The following is a 20,225-nucleotide window of genomic DNA, read 5'->3' as shown; positions in this document are numbered from 1 at the left end:
ACCACATAGTGCGGCGGCTCAAGGACGCCGGGGAGAGCCCGTCGGCTTTCGTCCAAGGCTCGCGGCAGGCGACTGCGGCATCAGGCGCCCTCCCCAGGTGCACTGCCCCCCAAGGCCTCAGGACGCCACCTCGCCACCCAGATGCTCGGATGGACGATCAGCGACTGCAGACGGGTGGAGAGAGCGTTTCAACTAGCCGATCGCCCCCGACGGGCGTTAGCACCGCTCATATTCATGCGCCAGGTCAGCATGCTCCTGCTGACTCCGTATTCGACCATCGCCATCTCAGGGCTGATCCCCTTCCTGGCGATGGACCACGCCGCCTCGTTGGTGATGAGGAGATTTCCCGCCAGCCAATCCGCTTCCCCTTCGATCTCACCGTCCCAGTGCCGACAACCGAGAACGTCAAGCGCCGGGCCGGGTGGATGCATCAAGAGCGCATGGGCGATCTCATGATCGGCTGAACTGTTCTGGCGTCCCGGATCATGGGAGTCGTTCACCCAGATCTCGCGGCGTGGTCCTGCGTGCACGGTCAGGGCACTCAAGGATTCCCGCTCGGTCGTGAGCAGTCGCTCAAGGCGAGCGTCATGCGCGATTGCCGAGCTGAAGGTCTTGATGGGGATCGCCAAGTGTTCAGCGAGTTGCGCAGGCGCAAGCGGTGCGGCGGGATGGAGCCCCAACTCCCTCCGCATCTGCACCGCCAAGCGGTTGGCTTCAGCCTTGAAGCCATGACGCAACGACATAGGGAGCTCCCCTACTCCGGCTGATCGGTCACCAACTGGTTGTAGGCGACGGTGATCAGAGCTTCGAGGGCTTCAGCGGCCTCAGGAGTGAGGTTGCGATCGCCCCGCAGATGCGTAGCCACTTTGGTCAATGTGTCTTGACTGCGCGGTTCGTCGGTCCGGCGAACAAAATCATCCGCGCTCAGATTGGCCCATGTGACAAGAGCCGCGAGCCCGTCCACGTCGGGCCGCCGCCCCTGAGCCAATCTCGTCAGCGTCGAGGCACTGACACCTGCCTGCTGGGCCACGTCTTTCCAGAGAAGGCTGCGCTCCTGACGCGTGCGATCCAGGGCTGTGTGAAACGCGACCGCATCAAACCGTCCTGCTGCAATCCGCTCGTTCACGATCTCCTCCTCTCTCTCCCGCGCATGGTTACACATCAGGTACCGCTTGCGAAAGTCGAACCGCACTCCTTACACTCCTGATTGCAAGATCGGTACTGATGTCGATCTTGCAATCGACTGGGCCTCAACGACGAAGGGTGGTGGCCATATGGCTACGAACACTGGCAAGGGATTCCGTCGCGGCAGTCTCTCCCGGCGGAGCCAGGTCCTCAATCCCCGGACCGCCACGTGGACAAAGCGAGGTGAGAACGGCCGCTTCATGGACGGGAAGACAGGGAGCATGCCGTTCAAGGGTGTCCGCCGCGAAAAGTAGGAACGTCTCGCGCTGGTGGGAGGCCGAAGTCTCGTCTCCCAGCGTGCAAGGAGGTATCGATGGTTCGCAAAGAGAACCTTGCGCAGCTCCTCGAGGAGGGGCGCCGCAAGATCCAGGTGACCGACGAGGAACTCGCCGAGGCCAAGCGCCGCCGCCAGCTACTGGCCGCGTCCGCACGCCGGGCTTTCCCCGGCTCCACCACCTACTACAACGGCAGCGTCGCCCACGGCGACGCCAACACCCCCCTCACCGACGTGGACCTCGGCGTCGTCCTCACCAATCAGGACGCCAAGCCGTACGGCCCGGACAAGAAGAGCGCCCTGGACCTCATGGAGAAGGTTCGCGAGGTGATCCACGAGGACCTCGACGACGAGTTCGACAAGCTCACCATCGAGGTCGAGGGCCGCCGCCGCGCCGTGCTCGTACGCTTCGGCGACCCGGTCACGCCGGGACAGGCCGACTTCACGGCGGACGTGATGACCGCGCTCCCGCACCCCTCGGGCCGCGGGCTGTACATCCCGAACACCAAGATCGCAGACCAATGGGACCGCGCCGACCCGATCACCCACACCCGGATGGTGCTCCAGGCCATCGAGGACACGAAGGTCGTCTTCGCGCGTACGGTCCGGCTCCTGAAGCACTGGAACTGCACGCACAGCAAGCCCATGTGCAGCTGGAACATCAAAGCCCTGTGCCTCGACTGCCTCGACGAGCCCATGCCGCTGATCAACGCGCTGCAGGTCTTCTTCACGTGCGCGGCGGACGAGATCGACAAGGGCCCGACGCCCGACCCGGCCGGTGTGGCCGGCCCGATCCCACTCAACATGCCGCGCCGCGAGGTGCGCAAGCGGCTGCGCACCGCCAAGGAGTACATCGACCTCGCGATCGAGCACGAGAAGGCCAGGCGCCCACGCAGCGCGCAGCACGCGCTGCACCAGGTCCTTCCGGAGCTCGTGGCGAACGCGGACGGCACGCAGGAGGAGGCCAGGCGCCTCGCACAGACCGTCCTCGCGGGCGGTACGGCCGCATCGGGACTCGGGCTCGCCACCCGGCTCGTCACGCCGACCATGCCCCGGGCCTGGGGAGACTGATACCCATGCCCCTCTGGTACGGGGCCCAGCCAGCATGGTGGGCCCCGCTCGAACGGGACGCCAGGCGGCACTTCGGCGACTCACTCCAACACACGTACGACCGAGGGACGTTGATCTACAGGCTCACCGGACTCGATGTCATAGGCGAGCCCGACCCCATCGACGTCCGGATCCGCTTCTATGCGGACCCGCCCTACTCCACCTACGGTCAGCGACCCGAGGACTTTCCGCGCGTCCACGCCAAGCCGGGAGTCCCGTCGAAGCACCGGTACAAGTTCGACGACGCCCTCTGCCTCTGGTACCCGCTCGACCCAGAAGAGCGACGCTGGACGAGTTCGAAAGGGCTGCTGGACCTCATCGAGATAGTCCGCACACACTTGTTCCTCGAACACTACTGGCGGCTCACCGGCGGTGAGCAAGGCGGCCAGTGGCTCGTAGAGGATGCGCCTCACGGCATACCGGAGAGTGGTGCGTGGCGGTCATCGCGGCGGCACAAACGACGGACGGCGGCTGGACCTGGGCCCAGACCGCCGCGCTGATCGTCCCCTGCATCGCTCTCTTCGGCGCCTATTTCACGTACACCCTCAACCAGCGGGCCGTACGCAGGGAACGCCGTGCCAAGACCTTCGCCGAAGCCCTGACGGCGGTCGAGGAGTACCTGGAGATGCCGTACCGCATACGGCGACGCCCCAAATCCTCCTCCGCCGTACGACAACAGCTCACCGACGAAGTCAGCGGCCTATTGGCCCAGATGGCCTTCCATCAGGCGTGGCTCCAGATCGAGGCATCCGCCGTCGCGGGCCCCTACGCGACGCTCGTGGCCACGGCCCGAGCGGAGGCCGGCGCGCAGATGAGCCTCGCCTGGGACCAGCCGCCGATCACCACCGACGGTGGCATGAATCTCGGTTCGCCGTATCCCCGAGATCGGTCAACAGCAGCCCGAGCCGATTGCATCGAGGTAATGCGGCGTCACTTGTGACAATCGATCTTGATGCCAGTCCTCTCAAGCCGCGCGGGTGGCAGAGGCACAACGCGGATTCAGAGATCTACTTGTCTGTGCGGTCGCGGAATGGTGATGACCATGGGGCGAAGGTGTACTGAATCCGTCTGAGAAAGACGCAGCGCCTGTCCTTTCAGATCAGACACCAGCGTGTCGAAGTCCAGCTTTTTCGCGCGTGCCCTTCGGTTGTCACTCGGATCGTCCCAGAGTTCGACCGGGTACCAGCCGACGAGGTAGATGCCGACGTCCGTCATTGCCTCCGGCAGGTACCTGCCTGCCAACTGCTCCTCCTGGGATGTTGCGACCCCCCGGTTCCAGGATCCCTTGACCTCGATTACGAGTTTCACATGTCCGTCCGCGGCGGTGCCGAACTCGTCGCTGGATGAAGGTGCGGCGTCGATCAGGATGTCAGTGCGATCGCCTGCGCCGTATGCGTCGGTGGGGTAGATCATCACCTCTCGGTTCACTGCGACGCGGTGGCCAGCCAGTCGCAGAGTCAGTTCGTGGGCGAGGTAGGCACACAGAGCAGCTTCAAGCTTGGGGCGCCAGGTTTCAGGGACAGACTCGGCAACCGTGGTCGAGGCGGACTTCGACCGAGGACGCCTACCTGGTGTTCGGTCCCACAAAAGCTCGCCATGCGGGGGAAGCTCGTTGCCCACGTGTTCCAGGACCTCATGCACGACGTCAAGAAGGTCCGTGCTCGTACGGATGACGCGCCGCGATGGGTCCTGCAGAACTCGTACCACGTCGTCTAGACCTACCCGGCTCCAGATCGCTGCGGCATGGTGCTTGGTTGCTGCACCGAGGGCCGCTGCCAGGGACAGCCGGTGGGGATACTGGTCCGACAGGCGGCGCAACTGGCGAACTGCTTCTGCAGTCGCTCGCCGGCTCAGCTCGCGAGGCAGGCCGTCTCTCCACTGGCATGCCTCTTCCGAGGCACTCACCCAGTGAACTCCGAGGCGCGGGCCCTCCGCTTCGTCGGGGTACAAGTCACTGAGCCACACATACAGATCAGCAAGCTGCGCCTCGTTCAATGCGCCCTGGATCTGACTGTGGATCTCGGTCTGGGTACAGGCTTCCGCCAATTGACGACCGAGATCCGCATCGGTTGCCGTGAGCGTCTTCACTCGGGACCAGTTCCGCTCGGCATCAATTCCCAGCAGGGCTTGGGCCGCGCGCACAAAGAGATTCGCGGCGCCCGGACTCTCTGAGCGCCCCCGGAGCGCGGCGTCGATGAGGCCATCCGCGATCTTGCTGCCGCTGGCCAGGAGAGACCTGAGCAAGTCGTACCAGGTACGCAGAGCCGCCTCACGCGCTTCGTCGCCATCGGGCAAAGTCCACGTTCCGCCCTCGCTCGCCCGTCTGCTCTGCCCTGCAGCATCCACCTCGATCTGCGCGAGCCCGAGGCAGGCCGAGAGTTGCATGGCCAGGGCCTCCATGGCTGTCTGCAGTTCTCTGGCCCAACGTGGGTCAAGCGGGTGGAGTTCGATCGGCTGGCGGGCGTGCGCAAGGGCATCCGGGACCAGCTGGGTGATACGTCGGCTTAGGGACTCGGGTGCGTGGCTGGCTGCCTGCCACAGCAAATCGCGGCGAGCGGCTTCGGTGTAGCTGGTCGAAGTGCCCAAATACTCGGTGAGGATGGCGGCGGTCCAAGAACTCCACGCCGGGCTGGGCAGCTCGCTGAGGTTGTGCTCGCTGTGAATCTCTAGCAGGAGGACGTACCCGGCCCAAGAGCGCTTGTCATGCCGGGACTGGGCGAGCCAGGAATCAGCATGGTCGTGTTCTGTGGTGAGATAGCGCAGTGCGAGTTCCGGCAGGTCTGCCAGATCGTCGGCGAGGGCTGTGGCACCCGGCCAGGACCTGATCGGGCCAGTCGGGCTTTCCAGCAGACCAGTTCGCGGATCGGCGCGCAGGCGCCATAGGAGTTGCCACAGGCTGTCGTTGTCGCCTTCTCTGGCAGCGGTGAGAAGCCGCACCTGCTCGACTGCGAACTCTGGTGCTTCCGGCCAACTCTTGTTCTTGACACGATGGCTGCGACGGAGCGCAGTGGCCAGTTCGCTGCGGAGGTCGATCGGGTCATAGTAGGGGCGCAGATACGGCCAGGCCGGGTGGTCCTCGTCGTAGGCCAACTCGAATGCCTCATGATCATTATGAGGGAACAACCGCGCGGCCAGTTCACCGTACGCGGCGACGAGACCTGTATCTCCGGACGCCGCTGCCCGGCTCGTCTGCTCCAGTGCCCAGGCAAAGTCCGCTCCGTCCACCAACTGGTGTCGGATGAGCGTGTCAGGAACCGAGGCGGCGTTCCATCGCAGCGACGCGGGTAGTTCCCAATCGTCGACGATGAGCCAGGCTGCTTCACGTGGATGGACTTCCAAGCGGACGGCCTCGCCGACCAACGCCTCGGTCAACAGCCGACGCGTTGACTGTGTGTCGGCCGGTTCATCGCCGTGCTCGTCGGGTTGCAGGCAATCTGGAATACGGACCTTGTTATGGCCGCGAAGGAGACAAAAGATGATCTTCGCCAGGGTTTCGAGATGCTGCGCCGAGTCCTGACTACCGAGGACCCGATCGATCAGAGAATCAATCAACCTCGTCTCAATACGATGGGATGCGAAGACGAAGCCCGATTTCGAGGATCGAGGCTGGAGGACGGTGGCCTGGGCCCAGGCCAAAACTTGCGGCAGCTGATCATCTGGGCACTCGACCGGCATCGTCCTCAAGAAATCGGCGTTCATGCCGTACAGATGAGGAGACGGAGGGCGCAGCGCGGCCAGCATTGTTGCCACGTCCAGGTACTGCGGCCACAGCAATGCCAGCACAGTCCCACGGAGATCGTGGTCGGCATCCACCCTCTTCGCGTAGGACGGCTGCGCCAGCGAGGCGAGAACTCGCTTGAGCACAGGTACTGCCCGATCGGCATCACATGCGAACGCCGCGCGCGCAGCCAAACGACGCTCGACCTGGTGCCAGGTGTCGTCCTCGACTAGTCCCAGGAGCTCTCCTGCCAGCCTGGAATTCGCCGAACCAGCTTCCTGGGCCAACCGGACAGCGAGGCGAACTCGTGCCCTGACCTGCCAATCAGTGGCGTTGTCGCTTGCAACGTTCTCCAGCACATCGGCGAGTTGATCCGCCAGCAGTGGATGCCGGAGGTCCCAACGGGAAAGCTCCCAGCGCGTGTCTCCGAGTTCCACCTCAGGCGCACGCTCGAGCAGCCTCGTCACGGTCAGACGGCGTACCTCGTCGGAGCGCACCAGTGCGCTGTGCACAGCAAGGCTCTCGGGGTCGGCGTCAGCCAACCATTCGGTGGCTGTGGGGTTCAGGGCCACCAGCCACGCGGCTGTCTCCCGCAACGGAGGCGGGATACTCGCCGCACCGCCTGCCGGTGCACCAACGAGGAAGAGATTTTCCAACTGCCGCTGTGTGGTGTCCCGATCGGTGAGATAGCGGGCGGCAAGGAACGCGGCTACTGAGGAGTGCCGGAACGCTGTCCGATTGTCGTCCGGTGCGGTGAACAGGGCTGTCGCGAGCGTCTCTTCCAGCACCTTGGGCGTGATCTCGTAGGATCCTGCGGCGGTTCGCTCTTCGCCACCCGCCAGAAGGCCGCCTGGCAGATCGAAGGCGCCGGCGCTGAAGGCGGGGCCTCGCCACACGCTGCGACGCCCAGAGAGCAACATCCAAGCGGCGATACGCCCCGCCGCCCGCAAACGCTGCGGAGGGGTGGTGAACACGGCTCCGTTGAGGCGATCAGGATCGGGGTCGTCCGCGAGCCACTCCACACCGCGGGCGAAGAGTTCCTCAGGCGTGCCGTGCAGTTGGCCGTCGGCCCTGTATGTGAGGACCAGCAGTTCCAAGGTCAGCGGAACGCTGGCCAGCACGGCAGCCCCCGCTGTCTCGGCCGCCGTCACCAGCTCCTCTCCGGGGACCTGGGCGCTGTCCGCCAATGCCACGGCCTCTCTCCGGCTCAACGGCGCAAGATCGACACATTGGCACACCCGAAAGGCTTCGGACAGCACAGGCGTCATGGCTCCTGGATAGTCAGCGGTGCGGCAGGCCATGAGAAGACGGATCCGACTTGTGTCCCGGTTGCGGAGCGACTTCTGCAACCGCCTCGGCAGGTACGGACGAAGTGAGCTCTCGTCGGTCTGGTCCAGGACCACCGTCAGCACGCCGGCATCGTCGGCGGCCTCCCCGGCCGACGGCAATGCGTCGAGATGGCGGCCCAGCTCGTCCTGGTAGGAGGCCTCCGTCAGGTCAGCGCCCGATACCCATAGGCAGGCGTCGGCGTTCCGTTCCCACGAGTCCAGGACCCTCGGCAGTCCGGTGGTGAGGGCCTCCAGCATGAAGGTCTTTCCGGCCCCCGGTTCGCCCAGCACGACCATTGCGCCAGCGGCCGCAACCGCGGAGGGCAGCGCCAGCACTCCCTCGCGCACAGCAGCAGGCTCCGTGATCACATCCTCGTCGTCGACGCGAAAGGCCTCGGTAGCCAACGGAATCAAATCCTCCGCGGTGGTGCTGGCGCCGCGGACTCTGCACACACGAGGTACATGGAACCCAAATACGTCACTCGACATGACGTGATTCTCTCAGCGCCCACTGCCAAGCGGCGTCTTGGACCGCGTTGGTTGACCGCCTCGCCCGCCACACCGAATCGTCTCCCTCAAAGGCGACGGCCACCGCGTGCGAGGCCAACAGCTCAGACGGGTTCTCGCCGGGAACATCGGGGAAGGAATAACGTCAAGTGGCCTACCGGGGTCGGCGTTCACTGACGAACGCTTTCGTCAGGAGAGATCGTCGAAAGTGCCTGAGACGGACGCGCAAATGGAGGGCGGCATTGGCGGCAGCGCACGTGCTTGCGAGACGCACGAACACACAAGTACCTGCGCAAAGTCCTGTTGTCGTACCCCGTGCCCGCCGGCTTCCTGTCGTGCCGAAGCCGGTTAGCGGCGAGGCTTTCTCCTCCTGGGTAGATCGTGTGGCGGGCACGCTGAACGTTCCTCCCGGCCGGGCTGCCCACGCACTGGGGTTGGAGTGTTCCGAAGGCGCGGCAATCACTCGGCCCGTGTTTTTCGGAGTCATTCTCACTGCTCAGAGCCTCAGCGGCCTGCGCGATGCGACAGGGTTGCCAGTCCGAACGCTTCAGGCCATGCAGCTCGCCCGGTATGACGGAACCGCACTCGACTTCGCGGGCCTGGAGCCGAGCGACCGGACGTCGATGCGGCTTGTCGCTCTTCGTGAATGGATGTTGACCACGTCAAGCCGTGCCTGCCCGTACTGCCTTGCGGAGACACCGGTATGGCCGCTGTGGTGGCGCCTTGGGATCGCGGCGGTGTGCCCCGTCCACCGTTGCCTGCTGATCGATCTCTGCCCCGCGTGCAGCATCCGGCTCAGGCGCGGCAACCACAGCAACCAACGTGGTCTGCTCTCGCGGCCTCCGCTGCCTGGTCCTGGTGAATGCGGCAATCGTCCGCCTGGCGGACCGTCAGCCCGTGGCGGCCGCCGCGGCGGACTGTGCCCGCAGCAGTACAAGGACATGCCGACAGTAGCCGTGAACGACTCCTTAGCTGTTCTCCAGCTGCAGGTTCTCGCCATCGCAGACGGAGCCGAGGGGTCCGTGGCGGGTACGTCTGTCTCCTCGAGCGATTGGTTTGCTTCCCTACGACTGCTGACAGCCATGGCCCGTCTCGCCTCTGATGAGACCGATGTCTCCGTCTTCCCGGGCTACATGGCCCAAGCGGTGGCTGAAGACCGTCAACGGCGCCAGGCCATCCGCAGTGGTAGCGCGAGTCACCTCGGAGCAATGCCTGCAACAGCCGCTCACGCCATGGCCTATTTGGCGCTCGCTTCCGCGGTCCTCGATGCCCCGAACTTCGAGAGCGGTGCACAAGTACTGGCTCCTTGGGCCCGGCGCCTGGCGGACCTGCAACGGGTCGCCGGTGTCGGAGACCGGCTTCGCAAGATGCGCCGCCCCGCTGTCATCGACGAAATGATGGCTGCCGTTGCTCCTCGTTCCTCACGTGTTGTCGGCGCCCTCGCAGCCGTCAGACCAGTGGGAATCAGCCCCTGTCACGTTCCTCATCTCGCTGATGCTGCGGACTACAGCGAGCTCGTTGCCGCGCATCTGCCCGGAACCAGTCCGTTGTGGGGAAGGCGGTTCACCGCCCTGGCCCTGGCCCGCCTGGCGGGCGCGTCCAGTTGGCCGCTCGCCGCCGAGGTATTGGGCATGGACGGAGGCAAGGCCATACGTGCCGCCACCAAGGTTGTCCGGCGAATCTCCGACGCGGACGCGTTCTGGGAGAGGGTGACGCTGGTGGCGGAACGTCTTCAGGAACGCGGGCTGGTCGATTATGCCGCCCGCAGAGCTGGTCTTGCCGACCTATGTGAGCTCCCTGAGGGCGCACTCGCGCCCGTCTTCCGCCCTCTTGGGATGTCCGTCACTCCTCAACGACGGCGCCACGCTGCGGCCTGGATCTGGCAGCGCTTCACCAGCGGTGATCCGCACGAGGCGCCCGCCTACGTGCAGGAGTGGGGCAACGCTACGGCGGAATCGATACGCGTGGGCTGGTGGCGCTTCCAGACCCGTCTGCCCGTGCCGGCCGCGGCTGCTCTCGATGCCTGGGGGACTGCCCACCTTTCCGGGAAAGGGATCTCATGAGCCCACCGCGAACACGCACGCTTCGACCGGTGCGCGCCGCTCGCGACCGAAATTTCCTCCAGTACTACGACCCCTGCGGGACGGAACGCCTCGTCCCTGCCTCTCAGGCTGCCGCAGTCACCTTCGAGAACGCACTCCCCGCCCGCAAGATCCCTTCTCACGCAGGACAGCACCACACCCCCGGTCACTACTGGTCGGCTACAACTGACCGGATGATCGACTACGAGTCGTACCTGGAGTCGAAATGGATGAAGCTGCTCGACTTCGACCCTGAGGTGGTTTCATTCAGCGCCCAGCCCTTCACCATTGACGGCCACGATACCGAGGGCGCCTGGCGACACACCCCAGATCTTTTCGCTCGTCGGCGCGATGGCTCGGTGCTGCTGCTGGACGTGAAGGAAGACGGGCGTATGACAGTGCCCGCCGTTATCTCCCAGGCCCGTCGCACGGCCGAGCTTTGCCAGTGGATCGGCTGGGACTACGCCATGGTGGGCGAACCCGATGCACTGCGCTGGGCCAACGTTTCCTGGCTCGCCGGATACCGCCGCCCCCTGTTAGCCGGAAAGACTCTCGTCGATCGCCTGCTAATGCTCGCCCAAAGAGCCGTGCCCATTGGCGACTTGGTGAGCTTCCAGCCCGTTCCCGAACTCGCGCGGTCCGTGATTTACCACCTCATGTGGCACCACCAGCTTGCCTTCGACCAGACCCGTCCTCTGCGAGATCACACCCATGTGCAAGCCGCAGACCCACGGAGTCCCGCATGAGCAGCCACCGGCTCGCCGTCACCGACTGGATCGAGTTCGAGGAGGAACGGCACCAGGTCGCCGGGCTCGACGGTGCCACCGTGCGCCTGCGCTCGGAGAACGGCCGCGTGCAGACCATCATGCTGTCGGTCCTGCTCGCCGACAGCAGCTTCCGTGCGGCGGTCGAACCGCCGCCCACGGCACTGATGGATTCCGATGCCCACCCCGATCCAGCCGGCGTCCTGGCAAGCCTGGACAAAGCTGTGAAGGACGCTGCGCTGAAACTAGAGGCCCATCTACTGGAGGCCATGACGGGCTACCGCTCCGGCGACCCGCTCAGCGCGGCCGCGGACGAGCCTCGCCCGCAATACGATCCTGCGCTCCCCCAAGTCGTCCGTGTTCAGGCCAAGGCACAGGAGCTGGGCGTGACGGAACGGTGGATGTGGAAGCTGTGGGCACGGCGCGCGGAGAACGGTCTGTGGGGGCTCGTGGACAAACGCAAGACCCGCGTGCCAAACCCCTTGAGAAACCTCGATCCACGTGTGGTCCAAGCCATCCGTGATCAGGCGGCCGCCGAACGCGCCGACAGCTCCGCGACCATCGGCAACCGCTTCTACCGGCGTACCCAGAACCGTCTCAATGCCGACCACGGCGCCGGTGCCGTTCCGCTGCCGAGCCGGGACATCTTCCGACGGGCGGTCACCCACTTGCTGGACATCAGCCCCTCTGCCCCGGCCTACCAGCGGTCTTCAGCCGCGAACCAGCCCGACCGGCCCTTCGGCAACGTCATCGCCACCCGCCCCGGCGAAGTGGTCATGCTCGACACCACCCCGCTCGACGTCCTCGCCTACGACCCCGGCACCACGAGCACGATCCGCGTGGAACTCACCATCGCCCTCGACGTGGCCACCCGCTCCCTCCTGGCTTGGCGGCTCACGCCCGAAGGGACCAAGGCCATCGACATCGGTCTGTTGCTGGCCGACGTCATGACGCCGGAGATGATGCGCCCCGGTTGGTCTGACGCCCTGCGCTACCAGATGCTCCGCGTTCCATACGAGCGGCTGCTGACCGTGGACGAGCGCCTGGCCGAGGCCGCCGCTCGGCCGGTCATCTACCCCGAGACGCTGCTCTACGACCACGGAAAGCCCTACAAGTCCGACGTAGTCTGGCGCGCCTGCACCCTCTGGAAGATCGACCTTCAGGACGCGCGCAAGCTCAAACCCACCGACAAGCCGCAGGTGGAAAGACTCTTCAAGACCATCCGCGAGCAATTCGCCGAACACGTCGCCGGCTACAAGGGCTTCAACGTCGCACACCGCGGCCGCACTGCCGAAGAGCAGGCCCGGTGGACCATCGACGAACTCACAGAGTTCTTTGCCGAGTACGTCATCGGTGTCTACCAGCGCAAACATCATCGCGGTCTTACTCTGCACGGATTCCCCGATCTGCGGGTCTCCCCGAACGAGGCATACGCCATGGCGCTCGGCTCGGCTGGCTACGTGGACTGCCCCCGCGAAACCAACGTGTACTTCGAGCTGCTGCCGATTGCCAAGCGCGTAATCCACCCCTACGGCGTTGAGCTGAACCACCTGACGTACAACGCCGACGTCCTGTACCGCTACCGCAAGGCCAAGGCTCCCTACCCCGACGAACTGTGGCCCATCCGCTATGACCCGCGGAACCTGCTGCACGCCTACTTTCTTGATCCCTCCGACGGTCGGTGGCACGTCCTGCGCTGGACGCATGCGCTCGGAGAGCACCAGCCGTTCACCGACATCACGCTGCGGGAGGCGAAACGGCTCATCACCCTGCGCGGCTGTGCACCCGAGGACCAAGAAGCGGTAGCTCAGGCTCTGACCGACCTACAGAACCGCACAGACGCACCTGAGACCTGGACCGCCGCCGACCGCAAGCGTCACACGCGGGACGAACACCGAGGTGCGGCGCAGAGCCGCGACATGCAGCGCAACGACGCACCCGTCAACAGCCACCCTCCGCTGACCGCCGTGCCCGACGCTACGGACGAGGAAACAGAGCCCGGCGAATGGGGCGACCTCGACTTGAGCAAGGTCAGGGCCGCAGAGGTCTGGGACCCCGACGCGATCTAGGAGCCCGTGTGAGCACCTTCCGACACCCCGGCCTGGCCGAACCCCGCAACAAGGAGGAATGGCGCCGCTACCGCGATAGTCGCGCGCCCGAGCAGCCCGTCATGCCGCCGTACGAGGAGTACTTGAAGCTGTCGGATGACGACAAGGACGACCTCAATGAGGATCGCGACAACTATCACAGCGCGCTCGCGATTATCGACACTTCCCAGGTCAAGCGTCTGCACTACCTGATGGAGCGCAGGATGAAGGCCAACGCCCGGCGGGCTGCGGGGGCCAGAGCCGGCCTTGTCTTCGACGGTCCTCCCACTGTCGGCAAGTCCACCCTCGTCAAGTTGTTTGCCGCCCGCTATGAAAGGCGGCTGCGCCGCAAGCACCCGGAGAGGTTTCAGGACGGCTATGAATCCAACGGAATGATCATCGACTACACACCCGTCGTCTACCTCAGCATTCCGGCCAGAGCCACGCCCAAGGACCTCTCGGTACTGCTGGCCGACTACCTCGGCATGGTGCAACGCGGCCGGGATACCCAGACCGACATCACCAACCACGTGCTCTCCGTCCTGTCGGACGTCGGCACGGAACTCGTGATCATTGATGATGTGCACTTCTTGGACATGTCCGCAAAAGAGGGCCGAGTCGTCAACGATCACTTGAAGTACATCGCCAACGAGACTGCGGCAACGTTCGTCTACACCGGCGTCGACCTCGAGAAATCCGGACTCTTTCTCGAAGGCCAGGCGGCCTCGCGGGCCACCCAAACCTCAGGACGAAACACCCGCTACCCGGTCCGCAAGTTCGGATGCAAAACTTCTCAGGAAAAACTCGAATGGGCGGAGACCGTCAAAGCGCTGGAGGACACCCTAGTGCTCTACAGGCACAGGCCCGGCAAACTCGTGAAGCTCTGTTCCTACTTCTACGACCGCACCGACGGCAGCATTTGCGCCCTTACCGATCTGTTCCGTGAATCCGCAATCGAAGCCGTCATGAGCGGGGAGGAAGCGATCACACGCAAGCTCATGGACCGCATCGAGATTAGCGAATACGCCCAGGCCACGTACCGGAAAGTCGTACAGCAGCGCCGCCAGAAATCCGCAGCAGGATCGAAGGTGGCGGCAAGTTAAACATGAGCAACGAGCACTTGGCGGAACCCACCGCTGCCCGACGGCGGGGCGTCGTCCACCCCCAGCTGTCAGCTCACGCAACGCGGCTCCGCCGCCTTCCCGTTGTGCCCGCCCCTGTGGAAGGCGAAGCGTTCCACTCCTGGGTGGAGCGCACTGCGATCAAATTGGACGTGCCGCTTGGTATCGCAGCCCGGGCACTGGGACTTGAATTCAGCTCGGCAGGAAAAATGAGGCGACCGCTGTTCTTCGGCGTCACCCTCACACCGGCCAGCCTGGCTGGCCTGCAGCTGACGACCGGGCTGACCACCAAAACACTGCGGCAGATGCAACTCGCTCGCTATGACGGAACTGCCCTCAATTTTTCGCGTCTTGACCTAAACGACGTAACAACCCTGCCTCGTCTGACTCGCCACCAGTGGTTCCTGGCCTACGACAGCCGCGCCTGCCCACATTGCCTTTCACGGAATGCGGTATGGCCGGTGTGGTGGCGCCTGGGCATCGCAGCCGTCTGTCCCGTCCATCGGCGCCTTCTCGTCGACAAATGCCCTGCCTGCGGCGTCAGACTGCGGCGCGGAGGCGGGAACAAGAAGCCTTCAGGTCTACCTACAGGGACCCACTACGCACGGGACCCGCAGGAATGCGGCAACCGCTCGCCGAACCCGGTGGCAGCGAGCCAGCCGGAAGTATGCCGACAGCGGATCACAGAGATCCCCACCCTCTCGGTCCCACATGCGTTGGTTGATCTGCAAGTGCGCGCGCTCGCCATTGCCGACGGCGGTACGGCCCGGCTGGCAGGCGAGCCTGTCTCCGGCGCCGAATGGTTCGATGCTCTGCGCTACCTGACGGCAGCTGCGCGGCTGGTCGTCCACGATGACGAACTCGCTGAACTTCCCGGGTTCGCCGCGGACGCGCTCGCCGCCGTCCGCACACAGCGCGCACTGAGCCCTCGCGCGGTACCTGGTGGGGCCGGCGTGATGCCGGGCACCGCGTCCGAAGCTGCCGCCGCCCTTGCAATCACGGAACCCATCCTGAATGCCTCCGACTGGGGTGCTGGCGCACGCCATCTTGCTCCTTGGGCGCGCAGGTTGGCCGCAGAACGGCAAACCAGGCACAGTGGCCGCAACCCGCTGCGCGGCATCCAGCACCCGGCGGGACTGCATCGCATGATGACGGCGATCGTTCCCCACCATTACCGAATCGCTGGCGCCGTTACCACTGGATCATCCGTCGCCCTGGAGTTCCGGCATATTCCGAATCTGATAGACGCTGATGACTACCGCAACGTCATGGCCATTCACCTTCCTGGAACCACACCTGTCGTCGGCAGGAACTTCTGCTCCCTCGCACTCGCTCGCCTGGCCGGGGCAGAGACTTGGGCCCAAGCCGAAGACTCGCTCGACACCCCACGGCGCCGCAAGGGAAATTGGGGGAAAACGACCCAGAGAATCCCCGACTCTCAGGCTTTCTGGAACGGCATTCGAACTTTGGCCGATCTATTGCAGAAACGAGGATCCATTGATTACGCCGCTCGCCGGAGAGCACTTTCCGAACTTCTCGAGGTCCCTTATGACAGCCTGTTCTCGATCTTCCGTCCGGTACGGATGGGCGTTACTCGCCAGCGGCAACGCCACGCCGCAGCGTGGATTTGGCAAGCCCTCACCGGCAGCCCAGCCCACGACTCCCCTGTCTACGCCGGAGGTTGGGAGGGACTGAGCGCGGCCTCGGTGACCGAAGCCCGGCGAAAGTTCCACGAACGCGTTCCGGAATCCGCCGCCAGGGCATTGACGCTGTGGGGGCTGGAATGGCTGTACGAGCAGGGCACTGGACCCCAGCCTGACTCGGGAGCCGCTGGTGCCGTGGGCGGCCCGGCGCGATCGTGGTCTGCGCACTGAACTGTTCCGCGCGAGGGTCGCTACTTCCTTCCATGCAGAGAAGAGTTCAGCACATAGTTCAGCAGCGCAGTGAACTGTTCAGCGACATACGGTACATCAGCTGATGTTACGAGGTGTAGACGAGTCCGCTGATGTTGCCTTTCCGCAGTAGGTCGATTCGGGTTTTGCGGAGCGCCTCGCCTACTGAGGCGTTCTCCGGGCCAGCGAACCTGCGGTAGAAGCCGAGTGCGACTTCCGCTGCTACTGCCTGTGAGACAGGGATTTCTGTTCCAACGACTCCGGCGGCGTGCAGGGAGGCGAAGCGCCCAGCGTCGTTGGGGTCGCAACTGGCTGTCCGGCAGGCGAGGTTGCCCCGGCCTGCCAAGGTTGCGGCAACTCAGTGCCGCGCTGGGTGCGCGGCGAGCGGGTTCACGGCCCGACCGTAGGCGGTGAGGCAGCCCAGGTTGTGGGTCTCTCGCTCGCTGGTCGTGGCCCTTGCCGGCTTGCACCAGGGCGACGGCTCGACGAGAGCGTGGCGCTCCTGAAAAAGACGGTCAGGCGGGGCGAGCGGCGAGGAGGCCTGGGCGGCGGCGTCGGCGCGGTCGGCGGCTGCCTTAACGCGCTCGACGGCACGGGGCGGGATGCTGCTCCAGTCCGCAAGGTCCGTCCCTGCAGCCGCCATGTGTCCAGTCACCACCCGCAGCATCACGCGATCAACGGGGACCGATCCCCCAACGACGCCGACCTGGCCGTCAGCCAGAGCAGAGCGGCGCCAGGCTGGCCAGGTCGATGGGTGCCACGATGGACAGAGGAGGCAGCCCGCCGCCGCTCCGTACGGAGCTGAGCAGTCCCGGACCAGGCTGTTGGAGCCACAGCAGGGAGAGCGCCGTCCCCGCGTCTGCTAGGAGAAGCAGACCTCCGCCGAGGTGAGCGCAGTGAAGCACGACAGCTTCCGGCGGACAACATGCCCCCTCTGAGCAATAAGGGCATCACATGAGTGATACTGGCAAAGAAGCAATAACCCCGAAGTTCGAGCGGACTAAGCCGCACGTCAACATCGGCACCATCGGTCACATCAACCACGGTAAGACGACCCTCACGGCCGCCATTACCAAGGTGCTGCACGACGCGTACCCGGACCTGAACGAGGCCTCGGCCTTCGACCAGATCGACAAGGCTCCTGAGGAGCGCCAGCGCGGTATCACGATCTCGATCGCGCACGTCGAGTACCAGACCGAGACGCGTCACTACGCCCACGTCGACTGCCCCGGTCACGCGGACTACATCAAGAACATGATCACGGGTGCGGCGCAGATGGACGGCGCCATCCTCGTTGTTGCCGCCACGGACGGCCCGATGCCGCAGACCAAGGAGCACGTGCTCCTGGCCCGCCAGGTCGGCGTTCCGTACATCGTCGTCGCGCTGAACAAGGCCGACATGGTGGACGACGAGGAGATCCTGGAGCTCGTCGAGCTCGAGGTTCGTGAGCTGCTCTCCGAGTACGAGTTCCCGGGCGACGACCTGCCGGTCGTCAAGGTCTCGGCGCTCAAGGCCCTTGAGGGCGACAGGGAGTGGGGCCAGTCCGTCCTCGACCTGATGAAGGCCGTCGACGAGTCGATCCCGCAGCCCGAGCGTGACGTCGACAAGCCGTTCCTGATGCCGATCGAGGACGTCTTCACGATCACCGGTCGTGGCACGGTCGTCACCGGTCGTATCGAGCGTGGTGTCCTCGAAGTCAACGAGACCGTTGACATCGTGGGCATCAAGCAGGAGAAGACCACCACGGTCACCGGCATCGAGATGTTCCGCAAGCTGCTCGACGAGGGCCAGGCCGGTGAGAACGTCGGTCTGCTCCTCCGTGGCATCAAGCGCGAGGACGTCGAGCGCGGCCAGGTCATCATCAAGCCGGGCTCGGTCACGCTGAACACCGAGTTCGAGGCCCAAGCCTACATCCTGTCGAAGGACGAGGGTGGCCGCCACACGCCGTTCTTCAACAACTACCGTCCGCAGTTCTACTTCCGTACGACTGACGTGACCGGTGTTGTGACCCTCCCCGAGGGCACGGAGATGGTCATGCCGGGCGACAACACTGAGATGAAGGTCAAGCTCATCCAGCCCGTCGCCATGGAGGAGGGCCTGAAGTTCGCCATTCGTGAGGGTGGCCGCACCGTCGGCGCCGGCCAAGTCACCAAAATCCTCGATGACGCAACTACTTTCGGCACGGAGGCGCGGCACGACGTCCGGCGCGGGATGTCGGACTCCCATGTCACGAGCCCGATAGTTCAGGGTCGCGACTTTGGCAACAGCGTGCTCGGCTGGACCGGAGATAGGGCAGTAGAGAACCCACCCGGACGTGGTACTTCCCGCGCTGGTGAAGGACATGGCGGAGGCGCGTTCGGGCCGCCTGAACCCCCGCCATTCCCCGAAGAGCCGCCTGCTCGTCACGGAAGTACATTTATCGGCGCCGCACCCTCGGACTTCGTGCAGCAACCGCTGACCGCGGCGCCGCGCGTGCTGAATGTCGCCCTGACAGACGATCGGCACAACACGCTGCCGGCATCCGATGCGCTGGTGACCAACACGGCGTACGCGGTGCGAATCGACATCGGACCGGTCCTCGAGGACACGGTCATCGTCACTCCCATGCCCATCCGCGAGGAGAACCTCCGCCCCTCGGGCGACGGCTACCCGTTCGAAGTGATCGTCAGCAGCCCGGACGTGCAGGTCGAACCCGAACTGCACCGAATGTGGCTCCCGCTGGTGGGCCGTAGCCAGAACTTGCACGTCCCGTTCCAGTCCGGCCATCGCAACGGGCCCGCGAGTTTGAGGGTCACGCTCTACCACCGCAACAACGTCATCCAGTCAGCCGTGGTGGACTTCACCGTCGGCACGACCGGGGCGGCAGGCATCCAGGGCCGAATCGACTACGCGCTGGCCGACGACGCAGCCCAAGCAGACCGCCTGCCAGAACGCCGAGCCAACATCCTCACGAACGAGGGACCAAGCGGCACACACAAGATCGTGGTCAACGACGGCAAACATCCGATCATCGCGAGCCTGAGCGACGCCAGAGCAGCCAAGGCGCTGACTGCGGCGCGCACACGCATGACCGTGCTCACTCTGGGATCGAGGGGAAAGCGGTCCCAGTACGACAGTCGGAACGCGAAGAAGACCTCGGCCTTCCGCCAGGACCTCAAAAAGCTGGCCTACAGCGGAACGGCGATGTGGCAAACGCTCGTCCCGGACGTCGCCGACCGCGATTACCTTCGCGCGCAACTCAGCGGGCAAGCGAAGATCCAGATCAGCCGCACCACAGCAGCGACGTTTCCCTGGAGCCTCGTCTACGACATCGAGCGTGACCCGGACGAGGACGCGACATTTTGCCCTCTGGTGAAGGACTGGGACACCAACCGGGGGCTGCTCGACAAGTACCCGCCGACATGCCCGTTCGATGACCAGAGCAAGCATCGATTGAACGTCCTTTGCCCATACGGTTTCTGGGGATTCCGTCACCTCATCGAACAGCCGTTGCCCGTGCGCAGTGGATTGCTCAGACAGGAAATCCGAGTCGCTCAGCAAGCACAGGCGGCCGCGTCCGGGTCCGGCACCCTCGCCGACCCCGCATTGGCGCAGAGGCACTTCACGGCACTGAACGAATGCCTCGCCGAACGCTTCAAGATGGTGCGCTGCGACACCAGACAGGCGCTAAAGCGGGCCTTCTCCGACCCGCACCTCCCATTGGCGTACTTCTACTGCCATGGCAAGTCGGAGCTTAAGGCCGACATACTGACGCCGTACCTGGAGATCGGCGACGGCGTCAAGATATCGCCCGGAGCGTTCGCAGCCTGGCACACAGCCGGCGGCTGGGGCCCCGAACACTGGCGCGACACGGCGCCGCTAATCTTCCTCAACGGCTGCGGGACGGCCGACCTCCTGCCGGCGGACATGCTGACCTTCGTCGACGCCTTCGCCGGCCTGCACGCCGCCGGAGTCGTTGGAACAGAAATCCCTGTTTCACAGGCAGTAGCAGCGGAAGTCGCACTCGGCTTCTACCGCAGGTTCGCTGGCCCGGAGAACGCCTCAGTAGGCGAGGCGCTCCGCAAAACTCGAATCGACCTACTGCGGAAAGGCAACATCAGCGGACTCGTCTACACCTCGTTCTGCTCCATGGATCTGGCCCTCGCACCGTAGTGAGAG

The 20,225-nt window shown here is 64.8% G+C and carries 12 protein-coding genes and 1 pseudogene; 10 read left to right on the top strand and 3 right to left on the bottom strand.

Annotated features, from left to right (window positions below):
- Nucleotides 1–188: 188 nt before the first annotated feature.
- A complete protein-coding gene (locus CP976_RS35600) occupies nt 189–743 on the bottom strand; it encodes an ImmA/IrrE family metallo-endopeptidase (protein ID WP_150484017.1) in 555 nt (184 codons plus the stop codon).
- 11 nt (nt 744–754) lie between these two features.
- Nucleotides 755–1,126 (bottom strand): helix-turn-helix domain-containing protein, encoded by a 372-nt coding sequence (locus CP976_RS35595; RefSeq protein ID WP_229876698.1) that lies wholly within the window; start codon nt 1,124–1,126, stop codon nt 755–757.
- Nucleotides 1,127–1,498: 372 nt separating this feature from the next.
- Between CP976_RS35595 and CP976_RS35590 the strand changes: the two genes are divergently transcribed.
- From CP976_RS35590 to CP976_RS35580, 3 genes are read left to right on the top strand one after another with little or no spacing between them, the layout of a single operon-like run.
- The gene (locus tag CP976_RS35590) at nt 1,499–2,530 is read left to right on the top strand and encodes a nucleotidyltransferase family protein (protein WP_150484016.1); all 1,032 of its coding nucleotides are present in this window, start codon (nt 1,499–1,501) and stop codon (nt 2,528–2,530) included.
- A gap of 5 nt (nt 2,531–2,535) precedes the next feature.
- Nucleotides 2,536–3,069 carry a hypothetical protein gene (locus tag CP976_RS35585; RefSeq protein WP_229876700.1) on the top strand — a complete coding sequence of 178 codons (534 nt, stop codon included), beginning with the start codon at nt 2,536–2,538 and terminating at the stop codon, nt 3,067–3,069.
- Nucleotides 3,003–3,509, top strand: a complete 507-nt coding sequence (locus tag CP976_RS35580) for a hypothetical protein (protein ID WP_229876704.1) — start codon at nt 3,003–3,005, stop codon at nt 3,507–3,509. Before CP976_RS35585 ends, CP976_RS35580 begins: the two co-directional genes overlap by 67 nt.
- Before the next feature lie 59 nt (nt 3,510–3,568).
- Here CP976_RS35580 and CP976_RS35575 read toward each other — a convergent pair whose 3' ends face one another.
- Nucleotides 3,569–8,104 carry an NACHT domain-containing protein gene (locus CP976_RS35575; RefSeq protein ID WP_150484014.1) on the bottom strand — a complete coding sequence of 1,512 codons (4,536 nt, stop codon included), beginning with the start codon at nt 8,102–8,104 and terminating at the stop codon, nt 3,569–3,571.
- A 167-nt stretch (nt 8,105–8,271) separates the two neighbouring features.
- Here CP976_RS35575 and CP976_RS35570 point away from each other — a divergent pair, with 167 nt between their 5' ends.
- The 7 genes and pseudogenes from CP976_RS35570 (at nt 8,272) to CP976_RS44540 (ending at nt 20,219) form a co-directional block, all read left to right on the top strand.
- On the top strand, nt 8,272–10,185 hold the full coding sequence (locus CP976_RS35570; protein WP_150484013.1) for a TniQ family protein: 1,914 nt from the start codon (nt 8,272–8,274) through the stop codon (nt 10,183–10,185).
- On the top strand, nt 10,182–10,949 hold the full coding sequence (locus CP976_RS35565) for a TnsA-like heteromeric transposase endonuclease subunit (protein ID WP_150484012.1): 768 nt from the start codon (nt 10,182–10,184) through the stop codon (nt 10,947–10,949). The genes CP976_RS35570 and CP976_RS35565 overlap by 4 nt, the downstream gene beginning before the upstream one ends.
- A complete protein-coding gene (locus tag CP976_RS35560) occupies nt 10,946–13,036 on the top strand; it encodes a Mu transposase C-terminal domain-containing protein (RefSeq protein ID WP_150484011.1) in 2,091 nt (696 codons plus the stop codon). Before CP976_RS35565 ends, CP976_RS35560 begins: the two co-directional genes overlap by 4 nt.
- Nucleotides 13,037–13,044: 8 nt before the next feature.
- On the top strand, nt 13,045–14,157 hold the full coding sequence (locus CP976_RS35555; RefSeq protein WP_229876706.1) for a TniB family NTP-binding protein: 1,113 nt from the start codon (nt 13,045–13,047) through the stop codon (nt 14,155–14,157).
- A 2-nt stretch (nt 14,158–14,159) separates the two neighbouring features.
- Nucleotides 14,160–16,049, top strand: coding sequence for a TniQ family protein (locus CP976_RS35550; RefSeq protein WP_150484009.1), 1,890 nt, complete (start codon nt 14,160–14,162; stop codon nt 16,047–16,049).
- Nucleotides 16,050–17,021: 972 nt separating this feature from the next.
- Nucleotides 17,022–18,224 (top strand): annotated as a pseudogene (gene tuf, locus CP976_RS43955) (elongation factor Tu); the annotation flags it as partial.
- Between the two features lie 54 nt (nt 18,225–18,278).
- Nucleotides 18,279–20,219, top strand: coding sequence for a CHAT domain-containing protein (locus CP976_RS44540; RefSeq protein ID WP_341874647.1), 1,941 nt, complete (start codon nt 18,279–18,281; stop codon nt 20,217–20,219).
- Nucleotides 20,220–20,225: the final 6 nt, after the last annotated feature.

Origin of the sequence: Streptomyces coeruleorubidus (assembly GCF_008705135.1) — a bacterium.
GTDB classification, from domain to species: Bacteria; Actinomycetota; Actinomycetes; order Streptomycetales; family Streptomycetaceae; genus Streptomyces; species Streptomyces coeruleofuscus.
This window is presented reverse-complemented; position numbering and strand designations above follow the sequence as displayed.

What these genes read in the sequence shown, in the direction of transcription:
- CP976_RS35600 (WP_150484017.1), bottom strand. Translation starts at nt 743, where the DNA reads ATGTCGTTGCGTCATGGCTTCAAGGCTGAAGCCAACCGCTTGGCGGTG.
- CP976_RS35590 (WP_150484016.1), top strand. Translation starts at nt 1,499, where the DNA reads ATGGTTCGCAAAGAGAACCTTGCGCAGCTCCTCGAGGAGGGGCGCCGC.
- CP976_RS35585 (WP_229876700.1), top strand. Translation starts at nt 2,536, where the DNA reads ATGCCCCTCTGGTACGGGGCCCAGCCAGCATGGTGGGCCCCGCTCGAA.
- CP976_RS35575 (WP_150484014.1), bottom strand. Translation starts at nt 8,104, where the DNA reads ATGTCGAGTGACGTATTTGGGTTCCATGTACCTCGTGTGTGCAGAGTC.
- CP976_RS35565 (WP_150484012.1), top strand. Translation starts at nt 10,182, where the DNA reads ATGAGCCCACCGCGAACACGCACGCTTCGACCGGTGCGCGCCGCTCGC.
- CP976_RS35560 (WP_150484011.1), top strand. Translation starts at nt 10,946, where the DNA reads ATGAGCAGCCACCGGCTCGCCGTCACCGACTGGATCGAGTTCGAGGAG.
- CP976_RS35550 (WP_150484009.1), top strand. Translation starts at nt 14,160, where the DNA reads ATGAGCAACGAGCACTTGGCGGAACCCACCGCTGCCCGACGGCGGGGC.
- CP976_RS44540 (WP_341874647.1), top strand. Translation starts at nt 18,279, where the DNA reads ATGTCGGACTCCCATGTCACGAGCCCGATAGTTCAGGGTCGCGACTTT.